Origin of the sequence: Oryzibacter oryziterrae, from assembly GCF_021864535.1 — a bacterium.
GTDB classification, from domain to species: Bacteria; Pseudomonadota; Alphaproteobacteria; order Rhizobiales; family Pleomorphomonadaceae; genus Pleomorphomonas; species Pleomorphomonas oryziterrae.
The window spans coordinates 226169-241110 of record NZ_JAKJIC010000002.1; the positions used below are offsets into that span (position 1 = coordinate 226169).

Annotated in this window: 14 protein-coding genes; 12 read left to right on the forward strand and 2 right to left on the reverse strand. The window is 62.6% G+C overall.

The genetic code is table 11. The annotated features are described in order from the left end of the window. Position 1 precedes the first annotated feature (1 nt). The 3 genes from L2I41_RS03480 to pedC all read left to right on the forward strand — a co-directional run bounded on the left by L2I41_RS03480 (position 2) and on the right by pedC (position 1849). Positions 2-223: a hypothetical protein gene (locus tag L2I41_RS03480; protein ID WP_237152119.1), complete on the forward strand. Its 222-nt coding sequence runs from the start codon at positions 2-4 to the stop codon at positions 221-223. 61 nt (positions 224-284) lie between these two features. Continuing rightward, positions 285-1046, forward strand: a complete 762-nt coding sequence (gene pedB / locus L2I41_RS03485) for a lanthanide ABC transporter ATP-binding protein PedB/LutE (protein ID WP_237152120.1) — start codon at positions 285-287, stop codon at positions 1044-1046. Beyond that, positions 1043-1849: a lanthanide ABC transporter permease protein PedC gene (pedC, locus tag L2I41_RS03490; RefSeq protein ID WP_237152121.1), complete on the forward strand. Its 807-nt coding sequence runs from the start codon at positions 1043-1045 to the stop codon at positions 1847-1849. Before pedB ends, pedC begins: the two co-directional genes overlap by 4 nt. A gap of 19 nt (positions 1850-1868) precedes the next feature. On the opposite strand, the gene L2I41_RS03495 is transcribed toward pedC, so the two are convergent. After that, positions 1869-3491, reverse strand: a complete 1623-nt coding sequence (locus tag L2I41_RS03495) for a S8 family serine peptidase (protein WP_237152122.1) — start codon at positions 3489-3491, stop codon at positions 1869-1871. A 223-nt stretch (positions 3492-3714) separates the two neighbouring features. On the opposite strand from L2I41_RS03495, the gene L2I41_RS03500 reads away from it, so the two are divergent. The 8 genes from L2I41_RS03500 (at position 3715) to L2I41_RS03535 (ending at position 12171) form a co-directional block, all read left to right on the forward strand. After that, on the forward strand, positions 3715-4209 hold the full coding sequence (locus L2I41_RS03500) for an RNA polymerase sigma factor (protein ID WP_237152123.1): 495 nt from the start codon (positions 3715-3717) through the stop codon (positions 4207-4209). Between the two features lie 39 nt (positions 4210-4248). Next, positions 4249-5025 carry an anti-sigma factor family protein gene (locus tag L2I41_RS03505; RefSeq protein WP_237152124.1) on the forward strand — a complete coding sequence of 259 codons (777 nt, stop codon included), beginning with the start codon at positions 4249-4251 and terminating at the stop codon, positions 5023-5025. Positions 5026-5126: 101 nt separating this feature from the next. Then, complete coding sequence (locus L2I41_RS03510; protein ID WP_237152125.1) at positions 5127-6086, forward strand: aminotransferase class IV; 960 nt, start codon at positions 5127-5129, stop codon at positions 6084-6086. A gap of 44 nt (positions 6087-6130) precedes the next feature. Continuing rightward, a complete protein-coding gene (locus L2I41_RS03515) occupies positions 6131-6799 on the forward strand; it encodes an NUDIX domain-containing protein (protein WP_237152126.1) in 669 nt (222 codons plus the stop codon). Positions 6800-7029: 230 nt separating this feature from the next. After that, complete coding sequence (locus L2I41_RS03520; RefSeq protein WP_237152127.1) at positions 7030-9177, forward strand: hypothetical protein; 2148 nt, start codon at positions 7030-7032, stop codon at positions 9175-9177. Between the two features lie 260 nt (positions 9178-9437). Then, positions 9438-9584 carry a GIY-YIG nuclease family protein gene (locus tag L2I41_RS03525; RefSeq protein ID WP_237152128.1) on the forward strand — a complete coding sequence of 49 codons (147 nt, stop codon included), beginning with the start codon at positions 9438-9440 and terminating at the stop codon, positions 9582-9584. Between the two features lie 195 nt (positions 9585-9779). Next, the gene (locus tag L2I41_RS03530; RefSeq protein WP_237152129.1) at positions 9780-10214 is read left to right on the forward strand and encodes a GIY-YIG nuclease family protein; all 435 of its coding nucleotides are present in this window, start codon (positions 9780-9782) and stop codon (positions 10212-10214) included. Positions 10215-10521: 307 nt separating this feature from the next. Continuing rightward, entirely contained in the window at positions 10522-12171 is a 1650-nt protein-coding gene (locus L2I41_RS03535; RefSeq protein ID WP_237152130.1) for a Na/Pi cotransporter family protein, read from the forward strand. 7 nt (positions 12172-12178) lie between these two features. Here the strand turns inward: L2I41_RS03535 and L2I41_RS03540 are convergent, their stop codons facing one another. Continuing rightward, complete coding sequence (locus tag L2I41_RS03540) at positions 12179-13465, reverse strand: ROK family protein (protein WP_237152131.1); 1287 nt, start codon at positions 13463-13465, stop codon at positions 12179-12181. A 272-nt stretch (positions 13466-13737) separates the two neighbouring features. Here L2I41_RS03540 and L2I41_RS03545 point away from each other — a divergent pair, with 272 nt between their 5' ends. Then, complete coding sequence (locus L2I41_RS03545; RefSeq protein ID WP_390633772.1) at positions 13738-14784, forward strand: substrate-binding domain-containing protein; 1047 nt, start codon at positions 13738-13740, stop codon at positions 14782-14784. Positions 14785-14942: the final 158 nt, after the last annotated feature.

A 14942-nucleotide genomic window follows, 5' to 3' on the forward strand; every position in this document is an offset into this window, starting at 1 on the left:
CATGAATCTGTTCAACATCGTCATGGGCATCTGCCTTCTGAGCGATCCGAATTCCTGCCGGGAGCACCGGATCCAGTTCGAAAGCTATGAATCGCTGAACGAATGTATTCTCGATGCACAGTTTTATATTGCGCAATGGCAAGCCGCCAATCCGGGTTGGAAGCTAGGTCCGTGGCATTGCGAATATGGCGAGCAGCCGGACAACGGCAAGAACAACGGCTGAAGGTGCCATCCCGCGCTGGCCAGGGTGCTGGCGGAGAGAGCGGTTCCTGTGGAGGTTTAGAGTGGTCGACGACAAGCCCAAGGAAGCGGCGCTCGAAGTTCGGGGACTGACATTCTCCTATTCCGGCAAGAACGCGCTGGAAGATGTGAGCTTCATGGCCCGGCAAGGGCGGTTCACCGCCTTGCTCGGCCCCAACGGTGCCGGCAAGACCACCCTGTTTTCGCTGATCACCCGCCTGTTCGACACTCGCGTCGGCTCGGTGCACATCTGCGGCCTGGACGTTGCCAAGGCGGGCGCCGGTGCCTTGGCCCCGCTCGGGGTGGTGTTCCAGCAGACCACGCTGGATCTCGATCTGAGCGTCAGGCAGAACCTGCGCTATTTCGGCTATCTGCGCGGCATGTCCCGTCGCGACTGCGACCGTCGCATCGAGGAGGAGCTTAGTCGGCTTTCGATGTATGAGCGGGTGGACGAGAAGGTGCGCGCGCTCAATGGCGGCCATCGCCGCCGCGTCGAGATCGCCCGCTCGCTGCTGCACGATCCCAAGGTCGTGGTGCTCGACGAGGCGACTGTCGGTCTCGACGTCCCGACGCGCAAGGTGATCGTCGATCACGTGCATGAGCTGACCCGCACGCGCGGCCTGGCCGTGCTCTGGACCACCCACCTGATCGACGAGGTCTGGCCCGACGACGATCTGGTGGTGCTGCACCGCGGCCGCGTGGTCGCCAACGGCATTGCCGACGAGGTCTGCGCGTCCGTCGGCGAAGCGACGCTCGACGCCGCTTTCGCCAAGCTGATCGGCTCCAAGCGGGGGGACGCAGAATGAAGGCCCAAGTCTATTATCGCGCCTTCATGGGCATCGTCTCGCGGGAGGTGCTGCGCTTCTTCCACCAGCGCGAACGCTTCTTCTCGGCACTGGTGCGCCCGCTGGTCTGGCTGATCATCTTTGCTGCCGGCTTTCGGGCCGTGCTCGGCCTTTCCATGCAGCCGCCCTACCAGACCTATGTGGAATACAACGTCTACATCGTGCCCGGCCTGATCGCCATGATCCAACTGTTCAACGGCATGCAGTCGTCGCTGTCCATGGTCTATGACCGTGAGATGGGCTCGATGCGCGTGCTGCTGACCACGCCCCTGCCGCGCTGGTTCATCCTGGCGGCAAAGCTGTTCGCCGGCGCGCTGGTGTCGGTGATCCAATCCTATGCCTTCCTGGCGGTGGCAGCCCTGTTCGGGACCAAGGCGCCCATGTGGGGCTATGTGACGGTTCTGCCGGTGCTGGTTCTGTCCGGACTGATGCTGGGATCGCTCGGCATGTTCCTGTCGTCGACCATCCGCCAGCTCGAGAATTTCGCCGGCGTGATGAACTTCATCATCTTCCCGACCTTCTTCCTGTCCTCGGCGCTCTATCCGCTTTGGAAGATGCGCGAGAGCAGCTTCTGGGTCTGGCAGCTGTGCCAGCTCAACCCCTTCACCTATGCGGTGGAGGCCCTGCGCTTTGCCTTCTACATGAAGGCCGAACCGCGGTCGCTGATCGTAGTGGGGGTGACGCTGGTGCTGTTCCTGGCGCTGGCGGTCTGGGGCTATAACCCCAGCCGCGGCTTCACGGTGCGCAAGAAGGGCGGCGACTGACGTCCGCCCCCGTGACCGGTCACTGCCCCGCCGGCCGAATGGCGGCGTCGTCCGGTGAACCGGCGACCACGGCATTCGAGGGCTGGCTGACAAAGCAGCCCCGATCCGCCTGCAGCAGGCCGGCCCCGTAGACCCGGTCGACGCCGGGCGTGCCGAGGTCGCGCGCGGACGTGGCGAGCGCCTTGGAGACTTCGCGCGGCGACAGTCCCGGGCGCTCGGCCCTGAGCAGCGCCACCGAGGCAGTGACGAAGGGCGCGGCAAAGGACGTGCCCGAGCGCGCCTGTTCGCCCTTGCCCGCCGAGGCGACCCAGACATTCACGCCGGGCGCGGCCACGTCCACATAGCTGCCCTGGTTGGCCTGCCGGTAGACCTTCATCTTGCGATCGATTGCGGTCACCGCCACCACCGGTGCATAGGCGGCGGGATAGGCCGGCGCAGCCGAGGGCCCGCCGTTTCCGGCGGCCGCCACCACCACGACACCCGCGTTCACAGCCGCATCGACGGCGGCCTCGAGCACCGCATTGGGCGGCCCGGACAGGCTGAGGTTGATCACGCCCACATGCCGACTGACCAGATAGTCGATCGCCTGGACAAGCCCGACCGTGTCGGTGCGATCCTTGTTGCTGTCGTCGCGGAAGAACGTGTTGACGGCAACGATATGCGCATTCGGCAACAGGGCGGTGCCGCCCCCGCGCCGCCCGACCAGCAGCGAGGCGACCGCCGTGCCATGGCCGGCATCGGACGGATCGGCCTTGGCCTTGCTGTTCTCGAATGTCTCGATCGAGGCGCCGGCGAGATCGGGATGATGGGTGTCGACGGTGGTATCGATCATGCCGATCAGCGGCAGATGCCCGCACTGCGGCGTCAGCACAGGCGACCAGCCGACGAGGTTGCTGCCGAGAAAGCGGTCGGAGCCTTTGTCCTGGCCCGCATCGGCATAATAGAAGTCATTGGCGGCGACCACGGCGCTGCGGCTGAGGGTGGCCACCTCGCTGGCCGCTTCGCGCACGCTGACGCCCTTGGGCGCGCTCAGTGCCACGGTGGCCTTGCGCAAGGCGGTTCCGGTCGATGTCCGGACGGTATAGCCCTTGGCAGCAAGGCGCGCGAGATCGTTGCGGCTGAGGCCGCTGGCGAGCAACTCCCCCTTCACATAGTCATGGCTGTCTTCCACGTGATCGCTGCGTTCGGCCACATCCTTGGGGACCTTGCCCGAATGGCTTTCGGTCGAGCCGGACGTCGTGGATGCGCTGCTGTCATCCGTGCCACCGTCATCGGAGCCATGGTCGTCGGACCCGTGGTCGTCCGATCCGCCATCATCGGACCCGCCGCCATCGTCGGATCCGCCATCGTCCGAGCTGCCGCCGTCGGACCCGCCACTGTCGGACCCGCCGCTGTCGGAGCTGCCGCCATCCGAACCACCGTCATCCGACCCACCATCATCGGAGCTGTTGTCGTCCGAACTGTCGTCCTCGCCGTCGTCCTTGCGCGAGGTGTCAGTCTCGGATGCGACGGCACGGCTTGCGGCGATCAGCGAAAAGGCGTGCATCTCGTCGTCGACGCGCATCTCCAGGCGAAGCGGCATGACGATGCTCACGCTGGCCAGCAACAGACCGAGACGCCATTTTTCCTTGCTGCTCTTCATCTTCCTGCCGCCCCCAACCCGTTCGCTTGCTGCAGGATTGCCCTGCAATCACAGTCCGAATGCTGTCGAAACAGATCTTTTCCGGACAATCCCTGAAACATGAAACGATCGGGAAACACTTATAATCCATTGATCGGGAAAATATCCGCAGCCGACTGCCGCAGCACGGGAATAAACATCGTCAACGCCCGTTAACGAAGCAGATCACAATCAAGGAGCCGCGATGGCTCATCCCGTGGAAACCGAGCTTATCCAGTTGCTGCCGCGCCTGCGCCGCTACGCGCTGTCGCTGTGCAAGTCGGCCGTCCAGGCCGATGATCTCGTGCAGTCGGCCTGTCTGAAAGCCCTTGCGGGCGCCGACGGCTGGATGCAGGGAACGCGCTTCGATGCCTGGGTGTTCCGGATTCTGCGCAATTGCTGGATCGACGAACTGCGCCGGTCGCGTCAGCATGCTTCGCTGGATGACGACGAGACCGCGCTCAACCTGGTGGGTGAACGAGGAGAAGAGGCGGCCATGGAGCGTCTGTCCTTCGACGAAGTGCGGCGGGCGATCGACAGCCTGCCGGTGGACCAGAGGGAAGTGCTCCTCCTGGTCTGCGTCGAGGACATGGCCTACCGCGAGGCTGCCGAAGTGCTCGGCATACCCTTGGGAACCGTAATGAGCAGGCTGGCCCGGGCGCGACAGCGCCTGTCGGACCTGACGGCGCGCACGGGCTGACCTCCGCCTGTCCGCCACGAGAAATGAAGGGTGCGTATCATGACGCTCGTTGATTTCACTGACGAAATCCTGATGGCCTACGCCGACGGCGAGTTGGACGAACCAGCCGCCCGCCGGGTCGAGATGGCCATGGGCGCCGATCCCGCCATCAGCGCCCGGGTGGTCGCCTTCCTGCGCAGCCGCCGCCTCGCCAAGGCGGCCTATGCCGCGCCCGCGGATGTCGAGGTGCCCGAAGCGCTGCGCAAGGCGATCGAGGCGGACATGGCGGCCTTCCGCGAACGCTCCGGTCCGGTTCTGCCGGCGGCCGACAACGTGGTCGCCTTCCCGCGCAAGACCGAGGGCGGCAGGCCGTTCCTGCGCTCGATGATGGCCGCCGCCGCTGCCGTTGTGGCGGCCGTCGGCATCGTCTACGGCACCTTCGGCTGGCAATCGAAAAGCGCGATGGAGATGAACCTCGCCGAACTCGACCACCCGGAAGTGGTTGAAAAGCTGGCGACTTTGGCCTCCGGCGACACCGCCCACCTCGGCAACACCGCCATGACCGCGGTGGAGAGCTTTGCCGGCCAGGGCGGCGAACTCTGCCGCAGCTTCGACCTGACCGATCCCGACAGCCGCACCCAGGCGGTGGCCTGCCGGGCGGGGACAAGCTGGCAGGTGCGCTTTGCCATGGTCGGCCCGGCGCCCAAGGCGACCGAGGGCTATGACACCGCCTCCGGCGACGAGGCGCTGAGCAACTACCTGAGCTCCATCGACGCCGGTCCGGCCATGGACAAGGCGGCAGAAGCAGAAGCGCTGGCCGCGCTCGGCAAGCCGTAACCCCTTGAAACAGAAGCGGGACTGCGATCCGTCCCCGTCCCGCTTCCCAAGACCGGTTGCCCGCTATAGGCTGCTCCCCGACAAACCGAACCGGGGGCCGCATGACCGAACTCCTCACCAAAAGCGTCAGTACCCACGACAGCGCCGAGGACAGCCGCAACGAACAGATCAAGATCTACGTCAACGGCACATACTATAGCCGCGACGAAGCCAAGATCTCGGTCTATGATTCCGGCTTCATGATGGGCGACGGTGTCTGGGAAGGACTTCGCCTCTACAATGGCCATGTCGCCTTCATCGACGATCACATGGCGAGATTGTTCGAGGCGGCCAAGGCCATCGACCTGGACATTGGCCTCTCCCCGGCGGAGATGAAGCGCATCCTCCATGAAACCCTTGCCATCAACGCGATGACCGACGGCGCGCATATCCGCCTGATGGTCACCCGCGGCAAGAAGAAAAATCCCTTCCAGGATCCGCGCCTGTCGGTCTATGGTCCAACCATAGTCATCATCCCAGAATACAAGGTTGCCTCCGAGGCCACCATAGAAAAAGGCCTTCGCCTTTTCACGGTTCATGTGCATCGGCAGACGCCGGACAGCCAGGACCCCAAGCTCAATTCTCACTCGAAACTCAATTGCATCCTGGCGCTGATCCAGGCGCTCAAGGCTGGCGGCGACGAAGCCTTGATGCTGGACCCGCATGGCTTCGTCAATACCTGCAATTCCACCAATTTCTTCATCGTGCGCAAGGGCGCTGTGTGGACCTCCACCGGCGACTATGCCATGAACGGCATCACCCGCGCCAAGGTGATAGAGGCTTGTAAAACCTCGGGAATCCCCGTCTTCGAACGCAATTATTCGCTTCTCGACACCTATGGCGCCGACGAGGCCTTCGTCACCGGCACCTTCGGCGCGCAGACCCCGGTGGTGGAGATCGACGGCCGCACCATCGGCGATGGCCGCCCCGGCCCCATGGTCCGCCGCATCCGCGCGCTCTACAAGGCCCTGGTGGCCGAGGACGCAAGACGCCAGGCGGACATGTCGCACGGCGCCCGGTGAGACAGGAGCCAACGTCGCCCTTAAGGAACACAACGCCATAGAACATGTCGCGCGACCATGTCGGGCCGCGCATCACCCAAAAATCCCCGCCGCCGGAGCTCAAGACCGTGACCCAGGACCTGCCCCCGAGCCATCTGCCGCCCATGACGCTGCGCGACCGCAAGGTGGTCTACGACGGCTGGCTGACGCTGGAGGTCGCCCGCTTCGACACCACCATCCACGGCACCCCCGCCGTGGTGGTGCGCGAGGTGCATGACCACGGCCACGGCGCTGGCGTGCTGGCCTATGACCCGGTCCGCCGCACCGCCGTCCTCGTCCGCCAGCGCCGTGCCGCCGTGCTGCTCGACGGCGGCGACGGCCTGACGCTGGAAGTCATCGCCGGCCTCGTCGACCCCGGGGAAACCGGCGAGACCACCGTCCGCCGCGAAGCCTGGGAGGAAGCCGGCGTCACGCTCGGGCAAGTGGACTTCCTCGGCAAACCCTATTCCTCCCCCGGCTCGGTCACCGAACGCGTCTGGCTCTACCTCGCCGAGATCGACCCCACCGCCCCCCGCGGCAAGGGCGGCGGCATGGCCGAGGAACACGAGGAACTGGAAGTGCTGGAAATCCCGCTTAGCCAACTGGCGGAGCTGTCCGACGCGATGATGCTGTCGGACCTGAAGACGCTGGTACTGGTGGAGGCGCTGAGGCGGAGGCGGCCGGAGCTGTTTTGAGGGGAGGGGGCGGAAGTGGAGAGCAGCATAGGGTGCGAGAGGCTGAGAAATAAACTAAAGATAGTGGTTATTGTTTGCTCGCGAGGAGTTGGCGAGTATATTAACCAATGGGCGTAGGCGACTGCTTCGACGTTTCGCATTTGTGCAATCGACGTGGAGTGAATCGCTGAGCTTGATTGAAGGTCTTGGCACGAGACCGAGAACCTTTGAATATATGGGCGAAAATTTCCATGGCTAAGCAACTCACAAGGACAGCGGTTAGAGTGTACGGCGCTCTATCCGCTTTGGGCAATGGCACTGGTAGTGTTATGGAGAGCTTGCTTCCGTTTTTTGCCCCAATACTTCAAAGACACACTGGTGAAAAACTCAACCCTCACTCGCTTTCAGCTGAAATCAGAGATGCTTACAAGTGGAATTTTAACGCGGATCTTGTCGAGGCATTCGTGCCTCTGTTGGAGAAACACGCTTGGCTTAGAGCGGATCTCGTTCACCAACACGGTACAACTTACACCATCACAATTGACCTAAATGAAGACGAAACTCTCAATCAGAGTCATATTGCTAATGAACTGAGGGATATTGCTAAAAAGTTTAAGGAATTTTCCGAAGCTCTTACCCCGCTGACTACAATCCCTCGAGACGTGGAAGAGTTTGAGGATATTTTGGTCGAATGGCTCCTTTATGTTGAAGCATTTAGTGAGAAAAATATAGAATTTAGGGATGTATTTAGAAAAGATGAAGGGGGTAAGATAGTAAAAAATATAGAAATACCACGAACAACAACCCTGAGGGATGAAGAACATTTTTTGTGCGCCAGATTTGTGCAGCAGATGATAAAACAGGATAGCGGAAGTTCAGAAATACTTGCAAAAATTGCATCAATAGGTCTTTTAACGGAAGTTGTTCAGGATTTTATAAGTCCTTCCACTTCGGTGGAAAGGACAAATCTTGTGGTTTATGTTGATGCCCCTGTGGCAATGGAACTTATAGGTGTTTCGGGAACCGATGCAAAAAACAATATTGAGCCAATCATAAGAGAACTCATCAGAATGGGGGCCGCAGTAAGGATTTTCGGGCAGAGCATAGAGGAAATTAAGCAGGCTTTGATAGCAGTGTTGAGAAACCCGCGGCCGACTGGGCCGACAGCTCAGGCGCTGGCTCGGCGTGAAGTATTGAAAGAATATGTTGTTTCTGCGTCGCAGGCTCCCGAAAAGTTGCTACAGGAATTTGGAGTCCAGCCGACATACCGAACACTTGAGCAAACACCTTCCGAACATAGATATTTTGACACTGAGGACCGTGAGGAATTATTCAGTAAGCTTAGATATGCGGAAAATCTCCACGCGCGCGAACATGATGCAGACATAACGACTCTAACGGTGAGACAGAGAAGCGGCAGAACCTCTTCCGATTTGTTTCAATCGCATGCTGTTATACTGACGCGGAATGGGCTGCTCGCACAAATTGTACGCAAACAGTTTCAGGAAATGCAGAACGGGGCGAGTAATTTTGTCCCTCCAGTTGTTCATAGGCGAGCGTTCGCAACGGCAATGTGGCTCCGGACGGGTATGGGAGCCAGAGATCTAAACATCCCGAAACGCATGCTTCTTTCCAGTTGTGAGAGGGTTCTTGCTATACGCCCAGGAGTGGTCAATGCGGTGAAGCGGCTGACAGATGCGATGGAAGACGAATCAACGGCTCGCCAACTCGATCTCTTAATATCTCAAGACAGAAGTGCACAGGCACTTATGGACAAGACCTTGGGACTCGCTAACGTCGTGACTGAAGAAAACTTTCCTCTTTTGTGGCAGGAAATGCTCCAGCCGCATCTGGAGGAAGAGCGAGAGAAGGGGAAGGCAGCGGTGGCAGCTGAAAGGGGAGCTGCACGGAAGAAAATCGAAGAAGAACGGCGAAAGCTAAAGAAATTTGAAGAGGATCGAAATACAGAAAGAAAGATTTTAGAAGAAAAAATAGCTTCCCTCCGCGAGGATGATCGAATGGCAGTCAAAGGCTTATGTGATGATGTCACACGTATTATGTACAGGAATAAAATGATAAGAATTGTATTTGGTATATCTATTGCTGTATTTTTCTCTGTTCCATTATTGCTTGAATCTAGCATCGCTGTTCGTTTAATTTCGTTCTCTTTTGGAGTCATTATGGCGTTTTTGACTGCAACTGGAGGTCGAATGGTTAGTACTGCGACTTCAGCCTCAAAAGCGCGTAAAATCCTGAAGGATGTGGCAGGCAAGCGTTATCTAGACGCAAAGCTCTCTCAGTTTGAGATTGTGTGGAACGGGCGGATTTTCGAAATCAGTGATTTACCTACGGTCCCGCAGAGTGCCTCTCGAGAGGACTTGTTCATTTATGATTCGTGAATCTTTGCTGGAACAGATGCGCGTCATTTGCCCCTCCCTCCACGCCCTCTTGGACGGACTGCGCGTTAAGCCGTTCTAGAAGGCCCGATAATAATCGCCTGCAGTATTTATACGGTGCACAGACTTGGCTTGGCAGAACGCGACTTTTCAAAGTGGCAAAGAGCACTTTGGATTAGAGAGACGATAGTCTTGAGCCTGTCAATTTTGATGATTAGGCAAAAGGATCCGAAGGCATCTCCTTGAGGAATCTCTTACCTCCCATGCCCACCCATGGCGCTTACGCCCTCGTCATCCGCCTCGACGCGCCTCTCCCCGTCTCGCTCCCCGGACGTGGCGTTGCCGTGCACGCCCCCGGCTGGTATGCCTTTGCCGGCCGCGCGCGGTCCGGGGGATTGCCGCGCGGGTAGGGCGGTATTTTGGGGCCGGTGACTGTTTCGGCGGCGGAGCCGGCGTAGCTGTCACCTCTTGCGCGGGAACCGAATTCCGGGCTTGGATCTGCGGCGTGCAAAGGGTGACAGCTACCGCCTGCGGCGGAAACAGTCACCGGCACGCGTAGGCTCCGCCTTTTCGGCTGATAGGGTGGCGTTGCAAGTGAGGTATCCATGCTCCCCACCCCCGGCGCCTACGCCCTCCTGCTCCGCTTCGACGCGCCTCTCCCCGTCTCGCTCCCCGGTCGGCTCTCCGCCGTGCTTGCGCCCGGTTGGTATGCCTATGCCGGCAGTGCGCGCGGGCCGGGGGGTATCGCCGCGCGGGTGGGGCGGCATTTGCGGGCAGAGAAGAAGCCGCATTGGCATGTGGACAGGGTGACGGCGGTGGCCGGGGCGATGGAGGCCTTGGGGTTTCCCGGCGGCGAGGAATGCGCCGTCGTGGCGGGTCTGCTGGCGGCGGGCGAATGGTCGGTGGCGATGCCGGGCTTTGGCAGCAGCGATTGCAGGACCTGCGCGAGCCATCTTTTGCGCTATGAGGGCGCGGGGCGGCCGGAGGTGCGGCTTGCGGGAGCGGTGGGGCTCGGGGCGGCTCCCGGGCAAGGGGGATGATGGGCTCGCCCTGTGGCAGACGGGGCGCGGCTGGCGCGTCGGGGCCGGGCCAGGCCGTTGACGGGAAGGTCGCATGACGGGGCGGGACAAGGGGCTTGCCGCTTCGTTCAGGGAAGTCTAACAATTTCCCGGCTAAACTCTTTTGATTGTCCTCTCATACCAATTCGCCAGAATGCTGACGCATTGGCTCATTGAGAACAATTCGAATTTCTCATTTGCGTCAAAGGCATGAGAAATTCGAATACGGAATGCCAAGAGTCATCTTCAATGCCACTTGGTATCAGGCAATCAGCTGGGATTTCTGACCATGGCGCCGCACGAACTGCTCCTCAACCTCATCGGCGGTGTCGCCCTGCTCATCTGGGCGACGCGCATGGTCAAGACCGGCATACTCAGGGCCTTCGAGCATCCGCTGCGCCTGATCATCCGTCGCGCCTCCAGGAGCCCGATCACCTCCTGCGGGGCGGGCCTTGCGGTGGCGACGGCGCTGCAGAGCTCGGCGGCGGCGGGGCTGCTCGCGGTGTCCTTCGCCGAGCGCGGCATGATCGAGCTGGCGCCGGCGCTGGCCTTCATGCTCGGCGCCGACATCGGCTCGACGCTGGTGGTGCAGGCGCTGTCCTTCGACCTGTCGCGCGTGGTGCCGATCCTGCTGATCGTCGGCGTGCTGCTGTTTCTGAACGGCGGCGAGGCGCGCACCCGGCAGATCGGGCGCATCGTCATCGGTCTTGCCTTGATGATCATGGCGCTGAAGATGGTGGTGGCCGCCTCTCTGCCGCTGCGCGACTCCCCGGCGCTGGCGGCGGTGCTCAACGCCGTCTCGGGCGACAACCTGATCGGCCTCGTCATCGGCGCCGGCCTCACCTGGATGGTGCATTCCTCGGTGGCCATGGTGCTGTTCTTCATGACGCTGGCCTCCGGCGGCGCCATCAACCCCGAATTCACCCTGGCGCTGGTGCTGGGCGCCAACATCGGCTCGGGCATCCTGCCGCTGGAAATGTCGCCCGGCGCGCTGCCGGCGGCCAAGCGCGTGCTCTATGGCAATCTCGCCTTCCGCATCGCCGGCGCGCTGGTGGCAGTGGCGCTGATGCCGGCGATCTGGCCCGAGCTCGAAGGGCTCGGCTGGCGGCCGGCGGCGCTGGTGGCCAACTGGCACACCGGCTTCAACCTCGTGCTGGCGCTGGTGTTCCTGCCCTTCGTGCCGCGCGCGGCGCGCCTGCTCGAACGGCTGGTGGCCGATCCCAAGACGGCGCTGTCGCCGGCCGCCCCGGTGCATCTCGACGAGGACCTGCTCGACCGGCCGCAGCTGGCGCTCGGCGCCGCGTCGCGCGAGGTGATCCGCCTCGCCGACATGGTGGAGGTGATCCTGCGCGACGTGATCGGCATCTTCGAGGCGCCGCCGCGTATCACTCGCGAACAGCTGGCCGGGCAGGAAAACGCCATCACGGAACTGCAGGATTCCATCAAGCTCTATCTCGCCCGCCTGACGCGCAACCCGCTGGCGGAAGAGGACGCGCACACCTGCTTCGACCTGATCGTGTTCGCCACCAACCTCGGCCATATCGGCGACATCGTCGCCAAGGGGCTGATCGCGCACGCCGACACCAAGCTGGACCGGCACCTGAGCTTCTCGGAAACCGGCTGGGCGGAGATCTGCGAGCTGCACCGCATCGTGCTCGACCAGATCCGTCTGGGCGTTACCGTGTTCATGACGCGCGACGACGCCATGGCGCGCGAGCTGGTCATGAAGAAGGACGCCATCCGCGATTTCGAGAAGACGGCGGTGCAGAGCCACGTCTCGCGCCTGCGCGACGGCACGCTGGAATCGATCGAATCGAGCTCGATCCATCTCGACGTGATCCGCGATTTGAAGCGCATCAACGCCCATATCGCCGCGGTGGCCTATCCCATCCTCGAACGCAAGGGCGTGCTGCGCACGACCCGCTTGCGGGCCGTCTGACCGGCCTTCAGCCCCGGAAGGCGCGGGCCTGCTGCGGCGTGGAGAAGACGTCGCGGTCGAGGCGCGAAAGCATGTAGGAGATGAGGCCGGACATGATCATGTCGTCCTGCCAGGGCAGCGTCTCGATCACCGTGTGCCGGCGCAGATCCTCCACCAGACCGTCCTCGATCGCCGCCATCATCGCCGGTGCGAACAGCGGATAGGCGCGCGTCGACTTGCCGGTGAAGACGATGCGGCTGGGGTTGATCAGCGCCATCAGCCGGGCGAGGCCATAGCCGAGGGCGGTGCCCACCTGCTCGTAGACGGCGCGGATGCGCGCGTCGCCCGCGTGCGCGGCGGCCTCCAGCGCGATCAGCTCGCCCTGGGTGGGGTGGGCGTCGGTCGGCACCGTGTCGGGCGACAGGCCCTTGGCGTCGCGATAGATGGCGTAATCGGCGGCGAAGGCCTCGAGGCAGCCGCGCCGGCCGCAGCGGCAGAGCGGGCCATGCGGCTTGTGGTTCATGTGGCCGAACTCGGCGGCCGAACCGGCGGCGCCGTGATGCAGCTCGCCCCCGACGAACAGGCCCATGCCCACGCCATAATCGATGAACACCACGGCGAAGGTGTCGCCATAGAGCACCGGATCGGCCTCGTGCAGCGCCTGGGCGATCATGTTGGCGTCGTTGGAGAGGGTGCAGGGCCGGCCCAGCTCGGCCATCAGCGGTTCGACAAGGCGCACGTCGGCCTCGCCGAAAGCCGGCGACCACATCACCGAGCCAGCCTTGGTGTCGACGAAGCCCTGCGCGCCGATGGCGATCTCGGCGATCTGGTCCAGCGTCAGGCCGCAATCGCTGACGAGGTCGCGGATCGCTCCGGCGAGCTTCTTGGGGAAGCTGTCGCGCGTCTCCCCGAAGGTGGGCAGCGCCGCTTCATGGCGGACGACGGTCTTGCCGGAAAAGTCGGCCAGCTGCAGGACCACCTGATTGTAGGAGAACTTCACCGCCAGCACATGCGCCGCCTGGGCGGACAGTTCCAGCAGCACGCGCGGACGGCCGCGGCGGATGCGATCGCCGCCGGCGTCGGCGTCAAGGCTGTCGTCGTCGCGGGCGACCACGAGGCCCTCGGCGATCAGGTCGGCGGTGATGGCGGTGATGGTGGCCGGCGACAGATGCGTTTCGGCGCCCAGCTCGACGCGGGCGATCGGCGAGCGCCGGCGCAGGGCCGAAAGCACCAGCGAACGATTCTGGCGCCGCACATTGTCGCTGTCGGCGCGACCGGCCAAGCCTCGACGTACCCCGGACATGGTCCCGATCATGGCCGTCCCCCCAAAACGCGGTTGGACGACGGCAAATGCCGCATGGGCGCGATCATCTTTCTCCTCCCGGCCCGTTCCATCCTTGGTTCTGCCTGACCTCCAGGTAATGCTTTCGCATCTGTCCGGGGCGTTCTGTCGGCTTGACGGGCTTCGTATTTGAGTTTCAATAGTGACACCTTGGCACGTCTGGGTCTACGCTTTTTTTGACCTTCAAACTTATTCGAATACGTCCATTTTCCGGCAGTGATGCCTGACATGGCAGGAGAGCGGCCTTGAAGAGCTTGATCGTCGCGTGTCTCTCGCTTCTTGTCGTGGTCCTTGTCGGGCCGACCGATGCCCTGGCCACGGGGGGCACCACCATCGGCGTCAGCTGGGGCGATTTCCGCGAGGAGCGCTGGCACACCGACCAGGCCGCCCTCAAGGCGGCGGTGGAGGCGGGCGGGCTGCACTATATGGAGACGGATGCCCTGAGCTCCGCCGCCAAGCAGCTCACCGACATCAACAGCCTGATCGACGGCGGGGCCGACGTGCTGGTCATCCAGGTGCAGGATGCCGACCTGATCGCGCCCGCGCTGGCCAAGGCCGCCGCCCGGCGCATCCCGGTGATCGCCTATGACCGGCTGATCGAACAGCCGATGGTGTTCTACATCAGCTTCGACAATCGCGAGGTCGGCCGCCAGCAGGCCCGCGCGGTGCAGGCCGTCCGCCCCGACGGCAACTACGTCTTCATCAAGGGCGACGCGGGCGACCCGAACACCGAGTTGCTGTATGCCGGCCAGCTGGACATCCTGAAGCCGGCCATCGATACCGGCAAGATCAGTGTGGTGGGCAAGGACAATGCGGAAGGCTGGATGCCGGCCAACGCCCACAGCATCATGCGTCAGTTTCTGGTCGCCAACAGCAATCATGTCGATGCCGCCGTCGTCTCCAACGACAACATGGCCGGTGGCGTCATCTCGGCGCTCTCCGACCAGAACCGCGACGGCCAGGTGCCGGTGTCGGGCCAGGACGGCGACCTGGCCGCGCTCAATCGCGTCGCGCTCGGCACGCAGACCGTTTCGGTCTGGAAGGACAGCCGCGCCCTCGGTCGCCGCGCCGGCGAGATCGCGGTGCAATTGGCCAAGGGCAAGCAGATCACCGACCTGCCCGACGTCTCCGTCTTCCGCGGCGGCCCCAAGGGCCTGCCCATCCACGCCGTCCTGCTGACCCCCATCCCCATCACCCGCGACACCCTGAACGTGGTGCTCGACGCCGGCTGGATCAGCAAGCAAGAGCTTTGCAAGGGCGTGAAGCGGGGAATGGTGAAGGTGTGTGACTGAGGGGGAGGGGGGCAGGGGGCGCAGGCTGGTGACTGGATAGAGCCGACCAAAGCCGGTGTTTCCTGTTACCTTTTGCGCGGGATCGACCCGCGTAGGGGGGGGCTGCGCTCCGGAGACGGTCACAGCCAGACTTGCGGGCACGTGATCACCTGCGCTTG

Coding starts and splice junctions, on each gene's coding strand:
- L2I41_RS03480 (WP_237152119.1), top strand. CDS start 2: ATGAATCTGTTCAACATCGTCATGGGCATCTGCCTTCTGAGCGATCCG.
- pedC (WP_237152121.1), top strand. CDS start 1,043: ATGAAGGCCCAAGTCTATTATCGCGCCTTCATGGGCATCGTCTCGCGG.
- L2I41_RS03495 (WP_237152122.1), bottom strand. CDS start 3,491: ATGAAGAGCAGCAAGGAAAAATGGCGTCTCGGTCTGTTGCTGGCCAGC.
- L2I41_RS03500 (WP_237152123.1), top strand. CDS start 3,715: ATGGCTCATCCCGTGGAAACCGAGCTTATCCAGTTGCTGCCGCGCCTG.
- L2I41_RS03505 (WP_237152124.1), top strand. CDS start 4,249: ATGACGCTCGTTGATTTCACTGACGAAATCCTGATGGCCTACGCCGAC.
- L2I41_RS03510 (WP_237152125.1), top strand. CDS start 5,127: ATGACCGAACTCCTCACCAAAAGCGTCAGTACCCACGACAGCGCCGAG.
- L2I41_RS03515 (WP_237152126.1), top strand. CDS start 6,131: ATGTCGCGCGACCATGTCGGGCCGCGCATCACCCAAAAATCCCCGCCG.
- L2I41_RS03520 (WP_237152127.1), top strand. CDS start 7,030: ATGGCTAAGCAACTCACAAGGACAGCGGTTAGAGTGTACGGCGCTCTA.
- L2I41_RS03525 (WP_237152128.1), top strand. CDS start 9,438: ATGCCCACCCATGGCGCTTACGCCCTCGTCATCCGCCTCGACGCGCCT.
- L2I41_RS03530 (WP_237152129.1), top strand. CDS start 9,780: ATGCTCCCCACCCCCGGCGCCTACGCCCTCCTGCTCCGCTTCGACGCG.
- L2I41_RS03535 (WP_237152130.1), top strand. CDS start 10,522: ATGGCGCCGCACGAACTGCTCCTCAACCTCATCGGCGGTGTCGCCCTG.
- L2I41_RS03540 (WP_237152131.1), bottom strand. CDS start 13,465: ATGATCGGGACCATGTCCGGGGTACGTCGAGGCTTGGCCGGTCGCGCC.